Source organism: Streptomyces sp. NPDC097619, from assembly GCF_040302735.1.
In the GTDB taxonomy this organism is placed as follows: domain Bacteria; phylum Actinomycetota; class Actinomycetes; order Streptomycetales; family Streptomycetaceae; genus Streptomyces.
In genome coordinates this window covers 1-18348 of record NZ_JBEOSD010000108.1, presented here as the reverse complement: position 1 = coordinate 18348, position 18348 = coordinate 1, and the positions used below count along the sequence as shown (strand labels likewise).

Here is an 18348-nt window from a genome sequence, read left to right as displayed (position 1 = left end):
ACGACCGCCACCCTCACCGGCCACACCAACTCGGTGAACGCCGTCGCCGTCACCGAACTCCACGGACGACCCCACGCCATCACCACCAGCAACGACCGCACCGCCCGCGTCTGGGAGCTGTATTCCGGCCGCTGCGTGGCCATCGTCCACCTCCCCCTGCAAGGGCTGGCCGTGGCCGCACACAAGGACCGCATCGTGATCGGCATGGCCAACGAAGTCGTGGTCCTCCAGCCCAACCCTCGGAGCCGATGACCTTCCCAGAACCGGCTCCAGGCCCGGCGGCTAGGGGGGCCTGGCGGCAAGGGGTGGGGCGAGGCTCCGGCCGGTGTTCTTCGAATCAGCCCTGAGTCCAGGCGCTGGGGACGAGGGCCGGGATTCGGTGGGTGATTTGGTGTTCGCTTTTGGTGCATCCTTGGAAGGGGCCGGTGGAGGCGCGTAGTTCTCGGATGGTGGGGTCGTAGTGGTCGCGGTGCCAGGTGCTGGGGCCGGCGTGTCCGCAGGTGGTGGGGTCGGTGAGTTCCTGCCAGGCGAGCCAGAGGGCGTGGAGGCGGGCGATGGCGATGGGGTGCTCGGTCCATTGGTGGCACCAGCGGGCGTCGGCTGAGGCTTCGGCGAGGTAGCCGGGGACGAGGACGCTCTCGACCCACTCCACCAGGGCCCGCAGCTCGTCGTCGTACTGCGGTGGGTCGAGGAGGAGGATGAACGGCGGAAACTCCCACCCCTCCCCGTCCTCCTCGCTCTCGGTCCCGTCGGTGCTCTCGGGGCCCGAAGGTACGGGTGCGGTCGTCTCGGCGGGCGGGTCGCTTCGGGTGAGGGTCTTCACCAGGGTGGTGAGGGCGCGGAGTTGTGCCTTGAGGTCCTCGACGTCTTCCGCCAGGGCCGTGGATGCGGGGGCTTCGGTCAGGGCGGCGGCGGGTGCGGGGGCGGCGGGGTCATCGGGCACGGCGTGCGGCTTTCAGGGTTTCGTGGGCGGCGACGGCGCGTTTGGTGATCGCGTTCTCCTCCGCGGTCTTCTGCGACCCGATGTGGAGCATCGCCGGCTCTTCGTACCAGGGGCGTAGCTGGAGCTGGGCGATCGGCATCCCCGTGGACAACAGCAACGCGCTGCCCTTCGGCATGGCCCGGATCTCCGCGGCCTCGCGAATCTGCTCGCGCTGTTCGCTGACTGAGGTGGAGCCGCCGTCGCGGCTGGTGGAGTAGGAGGAGCGATGGATGGTGTGGGGGCCGATGAGGGTGGCGATGTCGGACACGAACTTGGGATCGTCCACGCCCGCCCCGATGAGCTTCTTCGTGGCGGCGCCCCACATGGAGTCCATGCCGGTCTCGCCCCAGGCTTTCACGCCTTGGCGGTAGGACTGGAGGATGACGTAGGGGGTGATGCCACGGGACCCGAGGTGGGAATACAGATCCGGAAGGTCGGCGATCTTGCAGATGTTCGCCGCTTCGTCGAGAACCGCGCGCAGCGGCTCGGGCAACCTCCCGCCGTGGCGTTCGCCGGTCTCGGAGGCCGCGGTGAAGACGGCGTCGGCGAGGGCGGCGACGACGGCGCTGGCGGGGCCGCCCTTCTTGGACAGGAGGTAGAGGGTGTCGCGGGTGAGGGCGAACTCCTCCGGATCGAACCGATCCCGTTCCGGGTCCGGGGTCACCCAGGCGAGGACCTTCTCGTCGCGCAGGCCTGAGAGGGCTGTGCGGGCGTTCTGGTAGATGCCGGACTGGGTCTCCTCCGCGATGTTGATGCTGCCCTCGACCTGCTCGGCCAGGACCGGCTCGTGGCGGTGCAGGATCCGCAACGGGGCCTTCTCCTGGGGGTCGGCGACCCACTTCATGACGTCGCGGACGCCGGCGCCGTCGTGCCAGGCGGCGCGGATGAAGCCGACGAGGAGGTCGTTGGCGGCCTGTGACCAGAAGGGGTCCGCGGCGTCGCTGGTGATCTGGCTGGTGAAGTGGGTGGCCAGGCGTTCGGCGCGTTCCAGGGTCTCGCCTTCGGCGAGCATGTCCCACCACATGCCCCGCACCGTCTGGGCCACGCCCTGAGTGTCGAACGTCCAGGTCGTCCCCACCTTCCCCCGCGCGGTGAGGGTGGCGGCGTAGACGTCGGCCTTGTTCGAGGTGAGGAGGAGTGCTTGGGGGGCTTCCATGGCGATGGGGATGGCCAGGGCGGTGGATTTGCCCGCTCGGGGGGCCATGATCGCCAGGAAGGTGTCCTCGTCGGAGCCGCGGAGTTCGCAGCCGGTGGCCCGGTGATCGCCGAGAAGGACACCACGGTCCCGCGCCGGAATCTCCTTCGGGCCCGTCTCCCTCAGGGAGGTACGGAGGCGGGTGGCGGTGCGGGCGGCGGGGGTGGGGGTGAGGTCGCGGACCTGGTGCAGGGTGGCCATCCCGGTGGGCTCGTGGAACCAGTACAAGGCCAGGCGGATCCCCCACACCAGCAGGACGGCCACCGCGGTGTCGACGAGGAAGGCGCCGATGCCGGAGGCGATGGGTGAGGGCCAGACCGCGGTCCAGTCCCGGGCCATGCGGAACACCGTGAGCGGGGAGAGCGCGGCCACCTGGTCGTCGCCGACGGTGAGGGCGCCGAGGGCGGCGCCGGTCCAGGTGGTCGCGGCCAGCGTGATCACCCCGCCCGCGAGGGTGGCGCCGGCGGCCCAGTGCCGGTCGGACTCCGTCATCATCGGCCCACTCCCGCCTTGGGATCGGTGTGGTAGAGCCGGACCTCCGTCGCGGTCAGCTCCGAAGCCGCCGCGAGTCCCGGCCGACCACCCACTTTGATCATGAACTTCCCCCGGCCGGGATGGACGTCCTCGCCGGTGTCCAGGCCGGTGGAGGTGGCCGACGACCACGACGCGATCATCGACCGCTCCTGCTCGGTGAGCTGGCGCTTGCCGGTGACGCGGCGGAGCTCTTCCTCGGTGGAGGCGCCGATGATCCAGGTGTCACACCGGTCCATCAGGCCGCGCGCCTTCGCGCGGTCCTCCTCGGTGGGGAGAGCTTCGGAGTCGAGGAGGGAGTGGGTGACCAGGAGGGAGACGTCGCCGTCGCCTCGGGAAAGGCGGGTGATGGAGTCCATCGCATCCACCAGCCCCGGCCCACTGCGCAGGGCCCGCCACATTTCGTCCAGGGGCAGGACCAGGCGGCGGTTCATCAGGCCGGTGGTGCGGGCCGCGTCGATGCTGGCATAGGTGTAGGCCCAGGTCGCGATCATCCCCGCCGACAGCACGTCCTGACCACGAGCCCGAAGCGGGGAGATGTCGACCGACACCGCAGGAGCGGCGATGTCCAAGGGGTGGGTGGTGGGGCCGTCGAAGAGGCCTTGGAGGGGGCCGGAGACGAGGTTGTCGAGACCGGCAATGACGGAGCGGGTGAGGTCGGCGTAGCCGTCGCCCGAGGCCGCGAGGCGGTTGCGGAGCGGTTCGGGGGCCTGGCGGAGCACGGTGATCACGTCGGGGATGATCGGGTCGTCGCCAGGGGCGGCGTCGGCGGCCAGCTGCACCGCACAGGTCAACGCCGACCGCTGCACCTCATCCGCCACACGCCCCAGCCCGTGCTTCGTCGCCAGCAACGCGCCCAAAGTCTCCAGGCGCCGGGAGTTCAGGACCTCCAGCAGAGCCGTCCGCTCGGCGGCGGGCATCGCGTGGACGCGCTTCTTCAAGGGCCCGGAGTCCAGCGGGTTGAGGCGACCGGTACCGGTGCCGATCCGGATCACGCTCCCGCCCAGCTCCCGGATCAGGGAGGTGTACTCGCCCTTCACGTCGCCGGGGACGACCGGCATGTAGCCGAACGCCGAGTAGAAGAGGAGCACCCTCTTGACCAGGGCGGACTTCCCGGCGCCGGGCTGGGACATCACCCACACCCCACTGTTCGTGGTCAGGCGCCCCACCCAGCCGGCGGGGTCGATGCAGACCAGCTCACCGGTCAGGACATCCCGGCCGACGGGGACACCGCGGGCGGGCAGGCCCGCGCCGAGGAGGAACGGATAGACCCCGGCGGCCTGCGTGGAAGGCCCGGTGTAGACGGTGCCGGTGTCCTCCACCGCCACCCGGCCCCCGAACCGACCACCCCAACCGCTACGCGGCGCGAACAGGCGACGCCGCCGACGGTCCTCGGCCTGCGCTTCGGCGCGGGCGCGGCCTTCGTCGACGGGTGTGGTGGTGTGGCGGGGGCTTTGGAGCCGGGCGGGCTTGGCCATAACGAGGGGGTCACCGGACCAGGGGGTTGTAGCCGACGGGGAGTCCGGCGGCGAAGATAGCCGCCTGCGCGCCGTACGCCGGGCGCATCCGCAGGGACCGCATCGCCTTCACCGCCCGCTCGACCTCCTGCCGGGCCCCGGGCAGGTCCACGGCCGTCAGGGCGCTGGTGGTGACCATGAGGGTCCAGTCCACGACCTGCGCGCCCCCGGCGACCTGGGCGGCGGCCTTCTCCGCGCGGGCGTGGTCCGCGCGCTGGGACCACTTCGCCCGTCCCTTGACCTGGGCGGTGGCGTCGGCGCGGTTGGCGGCGGCGTCGATCTCGCGTTCCAGCACGGCTTCCCCTTCGTGGGGGTCCAGGACCCGGTAGGCGAGCGTGACCCGGCGGGGGAACCGGCCGGGGCTCAGGAGCGGGAGGAGGACGGAGTAGGGGATGGGGCGGTTCGGCATGCTCCGCAGCACGTAGGAGAGGGAGACGGCGCCGTCGTGGGCGTATTGCTCGAAGGCGTCGTCGGCGGCGACGGGGCCGCAGTCGGCCCAGGACAGGTCGGCGAACTCCTCGTCCCGCGCGGCGACGCAGGAGGGGTCGTAGGCGGAGCGGACAAGGCGGCGCAGGTCGAGGTCGGTGGCGCGGCGGACGATGTCGGTGCCGGTGCCGGACAGGTCCAGGCCGTCCACGACCCGAAAGGTCTCCGCGACCCGCCCCGCCAGATCGCTGGGTGGGGTGGCGGTCGCGGTCGGGTCGACGATCACGCTCATCCACGACGCCACCGAAGCCGTCGCCCGCGGGGCGGTGCGGACGAGTTCGTCGACGACGGCCTGGGCGAGGGCGGGGGCATCAGGGCTCCGGCGGGCCGTGACGTCGTCGCTGAGGGCCTCCCCGGCGCCGGGTGTGATCTGGATCGTCACCGACGCCCCGCGGATCTGCTCCTCCGTACTCATCGCGTCCAACACCGACGCCCACGTGCGCAGGTTGGATCGCACGCTGGTGGTGGGGGCCATGAGGCTGCCGCCGGGGGCGAGCAGGGTCGTCACGGTCATCAGGTCCGTGGCCCGGTCGTGGACCACGCCGACCTGGCGGCCGCTGGTCGGATCGTGCGCGGCGATCAGCGTGGTCGAGGCCGCCACCCCGGGAAGGTCGAGGACGTAGGGGTGCGGGAGGAGAATGCGGCGGTAGTTGGTGGCCTCGGCCCGGGTGGCGAGTTTCCAGGCCAGGACGGCCCGGTAGTAGGCGAGGGCGGACATGCCGTGACGGCGGGCCGCAGCCAACCCAATCACCGCCAACGTCGTCGGCAGGGTCACCACCAGTGACCACGGCTGCACCGTGCTCAACAGTGCTTCGACCGCGAGGGTGGCCGCGGCCAGGATCGTCGCCGACTTCGACAGGTTCCCCAGACCGAACGTCCGCCGGACCCGGAAGCCCTCGACGGCCAAACCGTCCGGAACGCCGTGAGCGCTCATCGGTCCGCGTCTCCCATCGTCGAAGAAGCCTGCTGAAGGGTGTCGTTCACGCCGTCGAGCACCTTCAGCGCCAGCACGACGCCGCCCGCCGTTGCGGCCCCGGCCCCGGTGCCCGCCGGAGTGGGAGTCGAGGCCGTCCCGGAGGCGGCCGTCCCGGGCCCGCCCGTGCCGCCGGTGTCGGGGCCGGTGCCTTGGGCGGGGATGGACGGGTCGGTGCCGGCCTGGGTGCGGGAGGCCTGAGCGAGCGCGTCCCGGCCGCTCTCCCCTCCGCCCTGCGGGCCCATGGACTGCTCGATGTACTGGGCCTGCTTCACCGGATCCGCCCCACCACCCCCATCGCTGCTACTGCCCGGGGCGGGGCCGTCGGTGTCCTTGCTCGCGCGGGCGCCGAGGTATGAGCCCGCCGCGTTCGCCGCGGCCGCCATCCCTCCCCCGGCCATCCCGCCACCGACCGCGGCCCCCAGCGGTGCGAAGAGCTTCATCAGCGGGCCCGGCGCCAGCACCGCCAGGACGAGCGTCGCACAGCCCCTCAACCACGCCACCAGGTCGTCGGCCCGGCCGACCTCGGAGAACCCCACACAGATGATCAAGCCCACGAGAGGCTTGTAGGCGATCACGGTCAGGGTGCTGGTGACCAGGTTCGGCAACCACTTCCGCGTCGCCTCACCACCCATCAGACCGGCCCCGGCGATCGGCAGGAGCAGGCACTGGATCGGGATCGCGCACTGCCGCAGGAAGATCATCACCAGCTGCACGAACCCCACCAGAAGCAGGCAGCAGCAGATCCCGCCGACCAGGACCGGGTTCACGACACCGGCCGGGACCATCACCGCGATGATCCGCTCGAACGCCCCATCCTTGTCGAAGACCACCTCCACCATGCCCGCAGTGAGAAGGTCACCGGCCCGCAGCAGGGACGCCACCATCGTCAGCCCGATGACGCTCACGACCATGTTCAGGGCATAGCCGGACAGGAGCTGGCCCCAGTACTTCCCCTTCCCCGTGACGGCAGCCTTGCCGATCTGCCACATCGCACCGACAGCGGCGATCACCCACCCCAACCAGACCAGCATCCCGCCCAACGTGGCGTGCCGGTCGAACAGGCCGGTCGAGGCCAGGTCCAGGCTCGGGCCCAACAGGGCCAGGGTCAGCATGGTGCGCAGGATCCACTTCGCGACATCGGTCGCGGACTTCAGCAGGTCCCCGATCACCGAGTCCCAGACAGCCTGCCAATACTCCTCGACCTTGTCCTCGGCCTTGTCACCTGCGACGTCGCAGGCGTCGCGGCCGGCGGCGATGGTTCCGGCCATGCGTGCGGCGGTGGCGAGGAGGCTGCCCTGGGTCATGCTGCGGCAGGTGGCGTCGACGGCTTGGCCGGTGGGCCCGTCGGCTACGGAAGGTGGGGCGGTGGCGGCGCCGAGGAACGCAGTCAGGATGAGGAGCAGGGCGGCCAGGCGCCTCACGACGCCTCCCGGATCGCCGTCCAGCCGGAGGTGTTGAACAGTGGGTCGCCGGGAGCGACGATCTCAGGCTTCGGCTCGGAGACGGCCATGGCCCGGCCGTAGGCGGCGGTGGAGGACTTCCAGTCGTCGCCGTCCCACCGCACCGCGACCAGCGAGCGCATGTGGGAGCCGGCCTCCTTCGCGGTCTCCCCCGTTTTCGTCGTGACCCGGGAGAGCATCCAGGCACCGACCTCGTCCTGACCACTCTTGATGATCTTGAAGGCGGTCGGCTGCACTCGGACGTAGACACCCGGCGGCAGAGCCCCGGACTCCGGCAGTCCCATGCTGCGCCGCAGCTCCTTGTCCGCTGCGACCGCGGCGGCCTTGGTGGCCTGCCGGATCTCCTCGGTTCTGTCCGCCGCGATCAGGTAGGAGTCGAAGAGCACGTCGTGCTCGGCGACGTTGCCGTGCGCGCCTTCGAGCAGGGTGGCGCTGGAACTGACCATCATCGCGGCGGCGCCCAGCTCGGTGTGGGGGAAGGCGACTTCGCGGCCGTGCTCGTTCGTCCGTGCGCCGCGGGGCAGGGTGGCCCAGCGGTCTGGCTCCGTCCAGTCCCGGGGCGGCGCGTACCCGGCCGACGCCGACGCCGAGGCAGTCGGCCCCGCGGCCGCGGATGGCTTCGAGGAGTCGGGGGTGCCGTCGCCGCTGAGCATCGCGTAGCCGGTGAGGGCGAGGACGGCGACGACCAGGGCGATGGCCGTGGGCATCATGTAGCGGGTCAGGCGTGCGGGGCCACCACGGGTCACGCGGCGATCCCGTTGATCATGGTGATGAGTGTGCCCGCCATCAGCACCGCGAGGATCCCGGCGCCCATCCATTTGAAGGGTTCGGATCCGCCGCCCTGGCGGCCTTTGTCGGCCCAGGCGAGCTTGTAGATGCCGAAGCCCGTGGCGCTGGCACCCGCGATGATCAGCAGGTACAGGCAGTAGCCGAAGATCTCCGACACGACCGGGGCCAGACCCGGGATCGGGGTCGGCTTGGCCCCGGGGAGCAGTCCCTTGTCGGTGAGGGCTCCGGCGAGCGTGATCATGTCCATCGGCTCAGTTCCCTTCGAGGGCGGTGCGCAGGGTGCGGGCCGCGGCCCGGACGGTTTTGTGGTCCATGGCGTCGGTGGTCGTCTCGACGGTGCGCAGGACGGGGAGGTAGGGGAGGGTGGCGGTGCCGATGAGGCGTCCGGTGAGGGCGCGGTGGCGGTAGCGGGCGGCGGGTGGGGGTGGTGCGGGGGCGTCGGCGACCAGGACGAGCCAGGGGCGGGGCAGGTGGTTCGACCAGGTCCGCAGCAGGTGTTCGAGGTGGACGGCGTCTCCGACGGTGGTGTCCGCGACCACCACGGGGGTCACGCCCATCGGGAGGGGCTGGCCAGGGGTGAGGAAGCGGGCGACGCCGGTGGTGTCGGGGTCGAGCATGTGCTGGACGAGGCACTTCGAGAGGGTCCAGCCGGCGACGGTGATGAGGGCGTAGCGCAGGCCCGGTTCCTGGGGGCGGTGGGTCGCGGGCGGTTCGTGCTCGGTGGTGGTCATCAACGTCCCCCTCCTGAACGGCGCTTACACCCTCACAACTACTCTTTGCATCCGTATGAGCACTGAGAGTAGCGTCCCGTGTGTGGGCTACTGACACCCGGTCAACGCCCAAAGCCGTGATCAGGCACGCGGGCCCGGACGGGTCCCGCGTGATCACTCGTGAAGGTGACCGGCCCAGGAAGGGGAGGCTATGAAGAGCGCGGCGGCCAGATGCCTGGCGGGGGCCGTGGCGTTGCCGGTGGCGGCGTTGATCGTGCTGGCCGGGCTGCTGACCACCGCGGGCGCCGAACCCGCCGTCGACCGCGGCGGGCTGCGCGGGGTGCCGCCGGAGTTCGAGCCCTGGATCCACCGGGCCGTCGCCGCGTGCGAACACCCCGAACTGACCCCGGCCCTGATGGCCGCCCAGCTCCAACACGAGTCCGGGTTCAGCACCTCCCGGACCACCGTCAGCACCGCCTCCGCCATGGGGCCCGCGCAGTTCATCCAACGGACCTGGGACACCTGGGGGCGCGACGAGAACGGCAAAAACGGCGCCGACCCCTTCGACGTCCCCGACGCCGTCATGGCGCAGGGCCGCTTCATGTGCTCCCTGCTCGGCGAGGCCAAGCGCTCGGGCCTGTCCGGGGACGTACGCCGGCTCGCCCTGGCCGGGTACAACGCAGGCTGGGGCGCCGTCCTACGCTTCCGCGGCGTCCCCCCGAAGGAGTTCGCGAACGGCGAGACCTACCGCTACGTGAAAACGATCATGAAGCTGATCAAGAACTTCGAGGGCTCGCCCGCCCTGTCCGTCACCGGCAGCGGAGCGGGCGCCGACGCTCTCCGACGCGCCGCGGCCCGGGTCGGCACCCCGTACGCGTGGGGCGGCGGCGGGCCCGGCGGACCCAGCCGGGGATTCTGCGACGGCCGCAACGGCTTCTTGCGCGGCCGGTGCTCCGCGTCCCACACCGAAGGCTTCGACTGCTCGTCCCTGGTGCAGTACGCGTACTGGCCCCACACCCGGCTCCCCCGCACCGCCGCAGCGCAGTACGGGGCCACCTCCCACCGGCCCATCGCCCGCGACCAGCTACGCCCCGGCGATCTGCTGTTCTGGTCCCGCCGCGGCGGCGACATCTACCACGTCGGCCTCTACGCCGGCGACGGCCAGGTCCTCCACGCACCCCGAACCGGCCGCAACGTCGAAGTGCAGCCCCTCACCGAGGCGATGCCAGCCCGGGACTTCCTCGGGGCTACGCGCGCGTGAGCCAGCAGGAGCCGTTCACAGCCCCCTGTAGTTCGGCCCCAATTTCCTATTGATCTCTTCCCACGATTCACCCTCGGGTGCCTTATTGATCGCCTCCACGTCGTCATCCTCCTGAGAAATTCTGGACTTTCGACCGTCAGCGGGCATCAGGACAGTTACACTCCACCCTTGGTGACGCCGATCGTAAGCACGAGGGCTGAAGGTGGCGAGGATCACCTGAAATGTCCAGTGAGAGCGCTCGAACAGGTCCAGAACCTCCCGCTCCATAGGGGGATGCATGAAGTTGAACGGCTCGTCGAGAACTAGAATTGTTGGCTCTGAACGAGCCTGCAACTCGGCAAAAGCGGCGAGCACATAGAACTTGAATTCGTGACGCCGATCCGCTGCTCGCCATCCCCGCACAGAACTGATGTCGACGGCCCCCTTGTCACTCACGGTCACACCAGATATCAAGTCGGGGAGCAGATCAGGGAGGCTGCGAACAACAGTCCGCGCCGCCCATGGGTCGATATCCAAGAAATCGGCTATACCGCCGATCGTAGACAGATCCACCGCAAAGCCCTGATTCCGCGTTCCGAAGGACCAGACCCGGTAGGGACGGGGAGGGAGCGGGACCCTCCTGGCATCCACGTGGTATTCCAGCGCTTCGCCGCGCACCTCCACAGTCGCACGGCGCAGCGCTGGGTCGAACCAGGTGATCTCACACGTAAGATCGGCCGGATAATTGGGCCCAGCCGCATCCATAAGCAGCTGGGGAGAGGTCATGCACGTCAGCAGATGGAACAGGCGGGTCTTCCCCGAGCCATTCATGCCGAACAGCAGGTTGAGTTTCGAAAGACGAATGACACCCGGCATTAAGAGGCAATGGCTCGCGACTTCAAGCGACTGCACCCACCCAAAGGGCTGAACATGCCCTCCCTGTTCAAGGCGAGTCCGATTCTCATGCAGGTCCTTCCAGCTCCGAAGCAAGGACGCCGAATACATTTTTCCCGCGTTCACATCGACCAGGCGACCACAATTAGCGCACATCCAAATGCCATTGGATATTGTGGAGCGTTCCTCATCTGAAAGGCCGCCGGTTCCCCGTGGACCCCCTGCCGCTGCGGCAAAGATATGAGAAGCCGTGCCGGTGTCCGAGACGCCCTCAGGTCCAGCCCCCGGGCCGATCGTCAATGCCCCACACTGAGGATTAGAGCAACGAAATCCGGCGCGCTGGGCGAGCTTCAAACGAGTCTCTTTACTGAAGTCTGCCCTCGCCCCACGGCTACGGCCTGGTGACGGCACCTGCTGTCCCCCCCCGTTACCTTTTTCGTGGCTCCGCAATGGGGCTACCGGCCTTCGGGTCCGACATGACTTCCCCCCATTGTTGTTGATTGATCCGGGGGGTGGTGTCACCGGGCCCGGAGGCATCGACGGACCGCTGATGAGGGGCTTGAGCACCGGCTTCACCCGGGCCGGAAGAGCTCTCCGTAACGTGGGTGTGGCAGCTCGATGCCGAGGCAAGGCCGGACGAAAGCGTGACGGAGGGGCCTGCACGTGATCGATACCAGCACCATCGACGTCTTCCTCGGCCTGGACGTCGGCAAAGGCGAACACCACGCCACCGCCGTCACACCGGCCGGCAAGAAAGCCTTCGACAAGAGGCTGCCCAACACCGAGCCGAAACTCCGCGAGCTGTTCGCGAAGCTGCAGGCCAAGCACGGAACGGTGCTGGTCGTCGTCGACCAGCCGGCCTCCATCGGAGCCCTGCCACTGGCAGTCGCCCGCGATATGGGCTGCCCAGTCGCCTACCTGCCCGGGCTCACGATGCGGCGGATCGCCGATCTCTACCCGGGCGAGGCCAAGACGGACGCGAGGGACGCGTTCATCATCGCGGACGCCTCACGCGCGATGCCTCACACGCTGCGGGCGATCGACGGCGAGGACGAAACGATCGCCGAGCTGGAGATGATCGTCGGCTTCGACGACGACCTGGCCAGCGAAGCCACCCGCGTCGCGAACCGGCTGCACGGCCTGCTGACCCAGATCCACCCGTCGCTGGAACGGGTCCTGGGGCCGCGGTTGCAGCACCCGGCCGTCCTGACGCTGCTGGAGCGGTTCGGGTCACCGGCTCAGATCCGCAAGGCCGGTCGGCGCCGCCTGGTCACCCTGTTACGGCCGAAAGCCCCGAGGATGGCCGAACGGCTGGTCGAAGACATCTTCACCGCCCTGGACGAACAGACCGTGGTGGTGCCCGGCACCGAGGCGGCCGCGCTGATCGTCCCGAGCCTCGCCGGATCCCTGGCCGCCGTCCTTGACCAGCGCAAACTACTGGCCGGGCGGATCGAGGAACTGCTGGAGGCCCACCCTCTTTCGAAGGTCCTGATCTCGATGCCGGGAGTCGGCATCAGGACCGGAGCCCGCATCCTGATCGAAGTTGGCGACGGCAGCACCTTCCCCACCGCCGACCACCTCGCCGCCTACGCGGGCCTTGCTCCCGCGACCCGCAGTTCAGGGTCCTCGATCCGCGGCGAACAGCCCTCCCGGAGAGGAAACAAGCAGCTCAAAAGGGCCTTCTTCCTCTCCGCGTTCGCCGCCCTGGGCGACCCGGCCTCCCGGGCCTACTACGACAAGAAGATCAGTCAGGGCAAGCACCACACCCAGGCCCTGCTCTGCCTCGCCAGACGCCGGGCCGACGTCCTCTTCGCGATGCTCCGCGACGGAACCTTCTACGAACCCCAGCCCACGGCCGCGGTCACATGACCAGCGGCTCAGCCAGGAGGACGACCCGGTCGGCCCCGACATCGAAGCCGAGCACCGGATGGCCGTAGTCGCCCTCCGGATCCATCAGGACCGGCTTACCCAGGCACCGCCCGATCTCCCGCAGGAAACCGCAGAACACATCGAGTCGCTCCTGCCCCTGCAACTCCCGCAGATCAACGTCGAAGTCGACGACTTGGTCGTCAAGAAAGCGGAAGATCGCCAGCACCCCGGCAGCCGGCCAGACCCGCAGGTTCGGGCACTCAGCGTCCGCCAGACGGGACAGCACGCTCTCCGCCCGGGGCACCGTTTCGCCTTCGGAGTACTGGCACTTCCAGCCCCTCGCTTCGACGAGATCGAGGACCGCCTGCCAGTCCTCGACCGAGGCATCGGGGACACGCAAGTCTGGCAACGATCCCATCAGGTCCGGGTCGAAGAAGCACCTCACGTCATCCCACAGAAGATCAGCCACACCGCCATGCTGCCCGTCTCACCGACTCAACGCAGCCCCGTTTCTCTTGACCAAACAGATAGGGGCACCCCCCCCTCAACTCCCGCTCCCAAGAAGCCCATCCGGCAACTGTACGTACGAGGGCTGACACCCACCGATGCGAGCCTCGGGCCCGCCTCTGCGGTGAGATCACATCTCTGAGTGCATGATGCCGACCATGAAGGCAGACGAGATCCTGAAGAAGGCGGAAGAGCTCCAAGCCGCGCAGTTGGCCGCCAAGCAGGCCGCAGTCGGACCCCTTGCGGCGATCCTGGCCCGGCGGATCCAGCTCCAGAACGAGCTGTCCGCGAGCGAAGTCCCGTACGGCAAGGCGTATGTCGAGGCCGAGGCCGCAGGGTGGTCGGCGGCGGAGCTGGCCGCGCTCGGCGCCACCGAGCCGACGCACCGGCCCCGGGCACGTCGCCGTCCGGGCAAGCAGCAGACCGCGGCCCCGGCCGCCGGCCACGATTCCGGGACCGAGATCCCGTCCCAGGCCCCCACGGTCAACGCCTGACCCTCGCGTTCACCCACCCGCCCTCCGCGCGGCGAGTCGGGCCGCAGACGGTTCAGACCGGCAGCCCCCGGTGAGCATGCGTGGCTGGCGCCGCCGCCGTCTGCGGACCGGCCGGGCTGGGCAAAAGCGGCCAGCGGCGAGGAAGGGCGGCGGATGGCCCGGACCGTACGTTCGCCGGCCTGGTCGAGGGCGGGGACCGTACCCCCGCCGTCGACTCTTCGCTGCGTGAGGCGAGCGCACCGCCCGGCCTGGGCTGGTGGGGAGCGGGCTGCTGCCGCGATGTGGCCGGGCCCGGCATCGCTCTCCAGCGCTGCACGTCGCGCCGTGGCGGAGCGTCCGGCGTGCCGTGGGTCGACAGCGAGGGTTCAGGCGCTGCGGGGCTTGCGCGTGCTCTTACGGCCGGAGGCCGTCTTCTTCGTCGCGTCGGGCATCTCGTGCACGGTCGCTTCCTCGCTCTCGCCCCGGGCGCGCTTGGCGTCCTGGACGGACTTCTCCAGGGCGGCCATGAGGTCCACTACCTGTCCCGGCGGGGCTTCGGCAGGCTGCGGCGGCTCCAGGCCCCTCCCTTCGGCCTTGGCGTGGATCACGGCCTCCAGGGCCTCGCGGTACTCGTCGTGCAGGTCTTCCATGGCCAGACCCGAGAGCACGTCGGTCAACTCGACTGCGGCCTGCACCTCTTCCTCCGGCGGCTCCGCGTCCGCCGGAGGAGCGCTCACGCCCGCGGTGCTGCGGATCTCGTCGGGCCACCTCATCATGTGCATCACCAGGGCCTCCCCCAGGACCCGGAGCAGGGCGAGCCGCTCCCGGCCGTGCCAGGCGATCTTGGCGACGGCCACCTTCGTGGACCTGTTGAGCGCCATGCGCAGCAGCACGTACGGCTTGGCGGAGGCCGGCCCGCTCGCGGCGACGTAGTAGGAAGCGCCGATCGCCATCGGGTCGATCGAGGCGGCCGGGACGAAGGCCACGATGTCGATGGTCTTCGCGGTCGGGAGCGGCAGGCGGTCCAGGTCCTCGTCCGTGACCGGGATCAGGGTGCCGACCGCGGTCTCGTAACCCCGGCCGACCTCCTCGTCCGGGATCTGCTGTCCGTCGATTTCGCAGACCTTCCGGGTGCGCACGCGGCCACCGTCGGCGGTGTGGATCTGCCGAAACGCCACCGCGCGGTTCTCCGTCGCGGCCAGGAGCTAGACGGGGATGGTGACCAGCCCGAAGCTGATCGCCCCGCCCCACAGGGGTCTCATCCGCAGATTCCCTTCCCGTCGGCCCCCTCTCTTCCAGCGTCGCACCCGCTGGGCGCCGACCGCTGCCCGAGGGTGTGACTGGCCTCGGAATTCGAACACGTGCTCCAATTAGTGAGTGAACCCGTTCCGTTTCCCCGACGACCTGGTGGCACTCCAGGCCTCATGGCTGCTCACCTACGACGCGCCGGCCCAGGCCCCTGCCGGCGTCGGCACGACCGCGCTGCGCCGACGGCTGATCGCCCTGTCGCTCAGCCTGCACACCCATCCCTTCTGGGCATCGCCCGGACTCCGCCCCTCGGGCGGATTCGAGCTGCGCCATCAGGCGCGGGACCGCACCCGGGCAGCCGCGGCGTGAGCACCCGGCAGCCCGGACCCGGCGCTGCGGAGCAGTTCCCCGACGATCTGATCGCCCTCCAGCAGCAGTGGACCCGGGTCTTCAACCACCTGGCCGTCCACGCTCCGGCCGGGGCGGCCGGGCACCGGCTCCGGCAGGAACTGCTGGCCCTCTCGTTCCGCGTGAACGGCCATCCCCACTGGGGCCGGGAGTGGTCCATGGCCCGGCGGTCCGTACTCCAGCAGGCGGCGAGCGCCGCTCCCGGGGCGAGCAGCAGGTGGTGACCCGCTACGTCGACGGGCGGTTCGTCGTCCAGCTCCCGGACGGAACCCCTGTCCGGGGGTGAGCCGTGAGCGCGGCGGCGCCGGAGGCGTCCGGGTACTGGCCGATCACCCTGGTCCTGCCGGACGGGCAGCGGCTCCAGGTCCGGCTCCTGGAGCGGCAGGAGGCGGAGCGCGAGGACGGCAGCCGGGTGTGGATGCACCGGATCGCGGCCCCGATGTGGCAGGCGGCTCCCGGGCCGGCCGACGAGGCGATGGCGTTCACGACGTGGGTGACGGCGGCCGTGCTGGAGCCGTTCCGGTGCGTCGCCTACTTCCGGGTGCCCACGCACCGGATCCCGGCCCCGGCGCCGGAGCCGACGGCATGGGGGTGGGCGCTGCGGCGGCGGCCGGGCGGGAAGGGGGCGGTGCTCCACGACAGCACGTGCGAGCTTGTCGACGGCGGGACGGATCTGAGCACGGAGGAGGCTCTGGACGCGCTGATGCGTCCCGGCGTCGAGGCCTGCACCCGTTGCGACGCGGGGGCGGTTCTCGTACCGGCCCTGGAGCTGGGCCAGGGGTACGGGTAGAGCCGAGTGGCGCGCGGCGGACGCACGGCGAGGGCCGCCCCATGGGGGCGGCCCTCGGTCGGATCGGGTCGGGGCTACTGGGCCCGGCGGTCGCGCTGGACGGGGCGGTTACCTCCGAGCGGCTTGGCCGGGCGGTCGTCCGGGGCCTGACGCGGCTTGGGGAAGACGGGGATGACGCGCTCGTTGTCCTGGTCGCGGTCGTGGGCGTCGCGCATGGCGGTGGCTCCTTCTCGGGTTGTTCCTGACGGGCGCCGGGGGTGGGTACCGACCACCTTCCGACAAGAAAAACTTTACGGCAATAACGGACATTCCGGCAGGATTTCACACGGCGTGGCGCGGTGTGCCGCGCAGCGATAGTTGTCACTTCTCGGCGACGGATGGCACCTCAGTCGCCGACCCTGAACAAGAGCACGCGGGGGTTCAGCCAGAAGAGCCACAGGCCTAGAGTTCGGCGCATGATGAACTTCTTCCGGCGAAGATCACTCGCGGGCCTGGAGCGAGCTCTGAAGGATTTCCTTGAGGACGGTGAACGGCTCCAGTATCAGTGCACGTGCCTCGTCGGTGAGACACATGAGGCTCTGAGGCTTAGGCAAGGTGAGCTCATCAGCACGGTCGTCTCTGACCAGGCGGTGTACTTGCTGTTCAACAGTCGCCGCCCACCTGAGGCGACTCGGCTCTCGTTCGACGAGATCCAGCGCGTAGCTCAGACGACCGAGAGGTCGATCCTGATCGAGACGTGGGATGAAACGGACTACGTGCTGGCCCCCCAGAGCGCCCAGCTGACGAAGACGACGGCCAATCTCGCCAACGAACTGCTGGCACGGGCATCGGATCACGTTGTCGCAGAACACCGCATCGACCTGCTGCCGGACGGCCGAGGAATGACGCTATTTCAGCTCAGGACGCCCTACGGTGAAGTCGGCTACCGCTGGTCGCTGGCTCCTGACCCCGATCTGCTGGCCGTTGAAGCTGAGCCGCATCGCGAGGCTGTCAGGGAGCGCGTGGCAGGTATCGTCCAGCGAGCCGAGACTGGCACTGACTGAATGAGGCCTCTGCGCGGGTCGCGCCCTGGACGGAGGATGTACGCGCGGGAACGTGCTTCGTCCATGCCTTCGTAGAACCACCCCCGCCATCGGGCCGGGCGCGGCTCTCCGGAGCTGGTGACAACACGATTGAGAACAGCCCAGAAGTGTCAGTCACCGCGTGCATTTAGTGACAGAAAGCGCTGTGCTCCCGGGTGCTCGTCCCTGGTCGGCGGGCGTCAACGGTGACAACTATCGCTGCGAGTCACACGCGGGGAAATGCGCCCGTCCCTGCGGAGGTCAGGCCTCCGGGGCCTGCTCGCGGGCTTCGTGGAGCAGTCGCTGAGCTGTGCGCTCGCCGACGCCGTACTGTGCGGCGATCTCGGCCGACGTGGCTGGGCGGGCTTCGTCCCGGGCGGCGAGGGCGAGTCCGGCGGCGATCTCGGCGACGCGGGGGTCGGCGCGGCGCCGGGGCGCCCTGTCCTTCGCACCCTGCGGGCGGCCGGCCCCGGTCAGGTGGGGCTGATGGCGCCGATCGCCCGCGGCGAGCCGGGCTTCGAGGTCGGCGCGGCGGTACCAGGTGCGGCCGTGCCGCGAGACGACGGGCAGGTATCCGGCTGTTCCGTAGTCGCGGACGGTGGAGGCCCGGGTCGCCAGCACCACCGCGGCCTCCTGGTCGGTGAGCAGGTCGTCCGGGTGCTCCTCGCCCAGCGGGACGGCGGGCGGCCACAGCCCGTCCCCGTCCGCACCGGCAGCAGGCGCTCCGGCCCCTGGCGGCCAGGGGCTTCCGGTGAGGTGAGCGTGCACCTGGTCGGCGTCGTAGAGCCGGGGGCGCCCGCCCTGGAGCAGTGGCACGCGGGCCCGCAGCGCGTCACCCTCGGTGCGCTGCCACGTCTTCAGCTCCTTCTTCCGCAGGGCGGCGATGTCGGACTCGGTGAGGGCCGGTCGGCCGCGCGGGATCATCGCGCACTCCCTGCTCGTACGGGGCCGCGCACGGCCGGGGAATCGGGTCGTGATGTGGATAGACTGCCGTACATGTCGCTCTCCCTCGGGAGTTGCTGACGGGTAGGGGGCCAGTGGGTACCGCCGTCTCCTCACGGAGTCGGACCGCTGGCCCCCGACATACTTCCGGGCGCCGTCCGCCCGGCCGCGCACGAGCAAGAGGCGGGGGGGGGGGGGGGGGGGCGCGGGGGGGGCCGCGGGGGGGGGCGGCTGCTTTCGCCCCCCCCCCCGGGCGGCGCCCCCCCCCGG

General features: G+C 70.2%; 20 protein-coding genes and 1 pseudogene. 8 read left to right on the top strand and 13 right to left on the bottom strand.

Annotated features, from left to right (window positions below; all coding sequences use genetic code 11):
• Positions 1-252, top strand: a pseudogene (locus ABTZ17_RS25475) (hypothetical protein); the annotation flags it as partial.
• A gap of 85 nt (positions 253-337) precedes the next feature.
• Here the strand turns inward: ABTZ17_RS25475 and ABTZ17_RS25470 are convergent.
• From ABTZ17_RS25470 to ABTZ17_RS25435, 8 genes are read right to left on the bottom strand one after another with little or no spacing between them, the layout of a single operon-like run.
• Positions 338-943 carry a DUF4913 domain-containing protein gene (locus ABTZ17_RS25470; protein ID WP_352198032.1) on the bottom strand — a complete coding sequence of 202 codons (606 nt, stop codon included), beginning with the start codon at positions 941-943 and terminating at the stop codon, positions 338-340.
• Positions 933-2672, bottom strand: coding sequence for a type IV secretory system conjugative DNA transfer family protein (locus ABTZ17_RS25465; protein WP_352198031.1), 1740 nt, complete (start codon positions 2670-2672; stop codon positions 933-935). Before ABTZ17_RS25465 ends, ABTZ17_RS25470 begins: the two co-directional genes overlap by 11 nt.
• On the bottom strand, positions 2669-4186 hold the full coding sequence (locus tag ABTZ17_RS25460; protein WP_352198030.1) for a putative type IV secretion/conjugal transfer ATPase: 1518 nt from the start codon (positions 4184-4186) through the stop codon (positions 2669-2671). The genes ABTZ17_RS25465 and ABTZ17_RS25460 overlap by 4 nt, the downstream gene beginning before the upstream one ends.
• A gap of 10 nt (positions 4187-4196) precedes the next feature.
• Complete coding sequence (locus tag ABTZ17_RS25455; protein WP_352198029.1) at positions 4197-5645, bottom strand: SCO6880 family protein; 1449 nt, start codon at positions 5643-5645, stop codon at positions 4197-4199.
• On the bottom strand, positions 5642-7108 hold the full coding sequence (locus ABTZ17_RS25450) for a hypothetical protein (RefSeq protein WP_352198028.1): 1467 nt from the start codon (positions 7106-7108) through the stop codon (positions 5642-5644). Before ABTZ17_RS25450 ends, ABTZ17_RS25455 begins: the two co-directional genes overlap by 4 nt.
• Positions 7105-7893 carry a hypothetical protein gene (locus ABTZ17_RS25445; protein ID WP_352198027.1) on the bottom strand — a complete coding sequence of 263 codons (789 nt, stop codon included), beginning with the start codon at positions 7891-7893 and terminating at the stop codon, positions 7105-7107. Before ABTZ17_RS25445 ends, ABTZ17_RS25450 begins: the two co-directional genes overlap by 4 nt.
• Positions 7890-8183: a hypothetical protein gene (locus ABTZ17_RS25440; protein ID WP_352198026.1), complete on the bottom strand. Its 294-nt coding sequence runs from the start codon at positions 8181-8183 to the stop codon at positions 7890-7892. The genes ABTZ17_RS25445 and ABTZ17_RS25440 overlap by 4 nt, the downstream gene beginning before the upstream one ends.
• Before the next feature lie 4 nt (positions 8184-8187).
• Entirely contained in the window at positions 8188-8667 is a 480-nt protein-coding gene (locus ABTZ17_RS25435; RefSeq protein WP_352198025.1) for a hypothetical protein, read from the bottom strand.
• 190 nt (positions 8668-8857) lie between these two features.
• Between ABTZ17_RS25435 and ABTZ17_RS25430 the strand changes: the two genes are divergently transcribed.
• Positions 8858-9907: a C40 family peptidase gene (locus ABTZ17_RS25430; RefSeq protein WP_352198024.1), complete on the top strand. Its 1050-nt coding sequence runs from the start codon at positions 8858-8860 to the stop codon at positions 9905-9907.
• 15 nt (positions 9908-9922) lie between these two features.
• On the opposite strand, the gene ABTZ17_RS25425 is transcribed toward ABTZ17_RS25430, so the two are convergent.
• A complete protein-coding gene (locus ABTZ17_RS25425; protein WP_352198023.1) occupies positions 9923-10798 on the bottom strand; it encodes an AAA family ATPase in 876 nt (291 codons plus the stop codon).
• Between the two features lie 645 nt (positions 10799-11443).
• Between ABTZ17_RS25425 and ABTZ17_RS25420 the strand changes: the two genes are divergently transcribed.
• Positions 11444-12649: an IS110 family RNA-guided transposase gene (locus ABTZ17_RS25420; RefSeq protein ID WP_352198022.1), complete on the top strand. Its 1206-nt coding sequence runs from the start codon at positions 11444-11446 to the stop codon at positions 12647-12649.
• Here ABTZ17_RS25420 and ABTZ17_RS25415 read toward each other — a convergent pair.
• Positions 12642-13118: a hypothetical protein gene (locus ABTZ17_RS25415; protein ID WP_352198021.1), complete on the bottom strand. Its 477-nt coding sequence runs from the start codon at positions 13116-13118 to the stop codon at positions 12642-12644. The genes ABTZ17_RS25420 and ABTZ17_RS25415 overlap by 8 nt on opposite strands.
• A 196-nt stretch (positions 13119-13314) precedes the next feature.
• Here ABTZ17_RS25415 and ABTZ17_RS25410 point away from each other — a divergent pair, with 196 nt between their 5' ends.
• Positions 13315-13650 (top strand): hypothetical protein, encoded by a 336-nt coding sequence (locus ABTZ17_RS25410; RefSeq protein ID WP_352198020.1) that lies wholly within the window; start codon positions 13315-13317, stop codon positions 13648-13650.
• Between the two features lie 365 nt (positions 13651-14015).
• On the opposite strand, the gene ku is transcribed toward ABTZ17_RS25410, so the two are convergent.
• Positions 14016-14807 carry a non-homologous end joining protein Ku gene (ku, locus tag ABTZ17_RS25405; RefSeq protein WP_502994840.1) on the bottom strand — a complete coding sequence of 264 codons (792 nt, stop codon included), beginning with the start codon at positions 14805-14807 and terminating at the stop codon, positions 14016-14018.
• Between the two features lie 199 nt (positions 14808-15006).
• On the opposite strand from ku, the gene ABTZ17_RS25400 reads away from it, so the two are divergent.
• From ABTZ17_RS25400 to ABTZ17_RS25390, 3 genes are all read left to right on the top strand, one after another.
• A complete protein-coding gene (locus ABTZ17_RS25400) occupies positions 15007-15246 on the top strand; it encodes a DUF8825 domain-containing protein (protein ID WP_352198019.1) in 240 nt (79 codons plus the stop codon).
• Complete coding sequence (locus tag ABTZ17_RS25395) at positions 15243-15509, top strand: DUF8825 domain-containing protein (RefSeq protein ID WP_352198018.1); 267 nt, start codon at positions 15243-15245, stop codon at positions 15507-15509. The genes ABTZ17_RS25400 and ABTZ17_RS25395 overlap by 4 nt, the downstream gene beginning before the upstream one ends.
• Before the next feature lie 65 nt (positions 15510-15574).
• Positions 15575-16075, top strand: a complete 501-nt coding sequence (locus ABTZ17_RS25390; protein WP_352198017.1) for a DUF6233 domain-containing protein — start codon at positions 15575-15577, stop codon at positions 16073-16075.
• Positions 16076-16149: 74 nt separating this feature from the next.
• Here the strand turns inward: ABTZ17_RS25390 and ABTZ17_RS25385 are convergent, their stop codons facing one another.
• Positions 16150-16290 (bottom strand): hypothetical protein, encoded by a 141-nt coding sequence (locus tag ABTZ17_RS25385; protein WP_352198016.1) that lies wholly within the window; start codon positions 16288-16290, stop codon positions 16150-16152.
• Between the two features lie 240 nt (positions 16291-16530).
• Between ABTZ17_RS25385 and ABTZ17_RS25380 the strand changes: the two genes are divergently transcribed.
• Positions 16531-17118 (top strand): hypothetical protein, encoded by a 588-nt coding sequence (locus ABTZ17_RS25380; RefSeq protein WP_352198015.1) that lies wholly within the window; start codon positions 16531-16533, stop codon positions 17116-17118.
• Positions 17119-17397: 279 nt separating this feature from the next.
• On the opposite strand, the gene ABTZ17_RS25375 is transcribed toward ABTZ17_RS25380, so the two are convergent.
• On the bottom strand, positions 17398-18060 hold the full coding sequence (locus tag ABTZ17_RS25375; protein WP_352198014.1) for a hypothetical protein: 663 nt from the start codon (positions 18058-18060) through the stop codon (positions 17398-17400).
• Positions 18061-18348 lie beyond the last annotated feature (288 nt).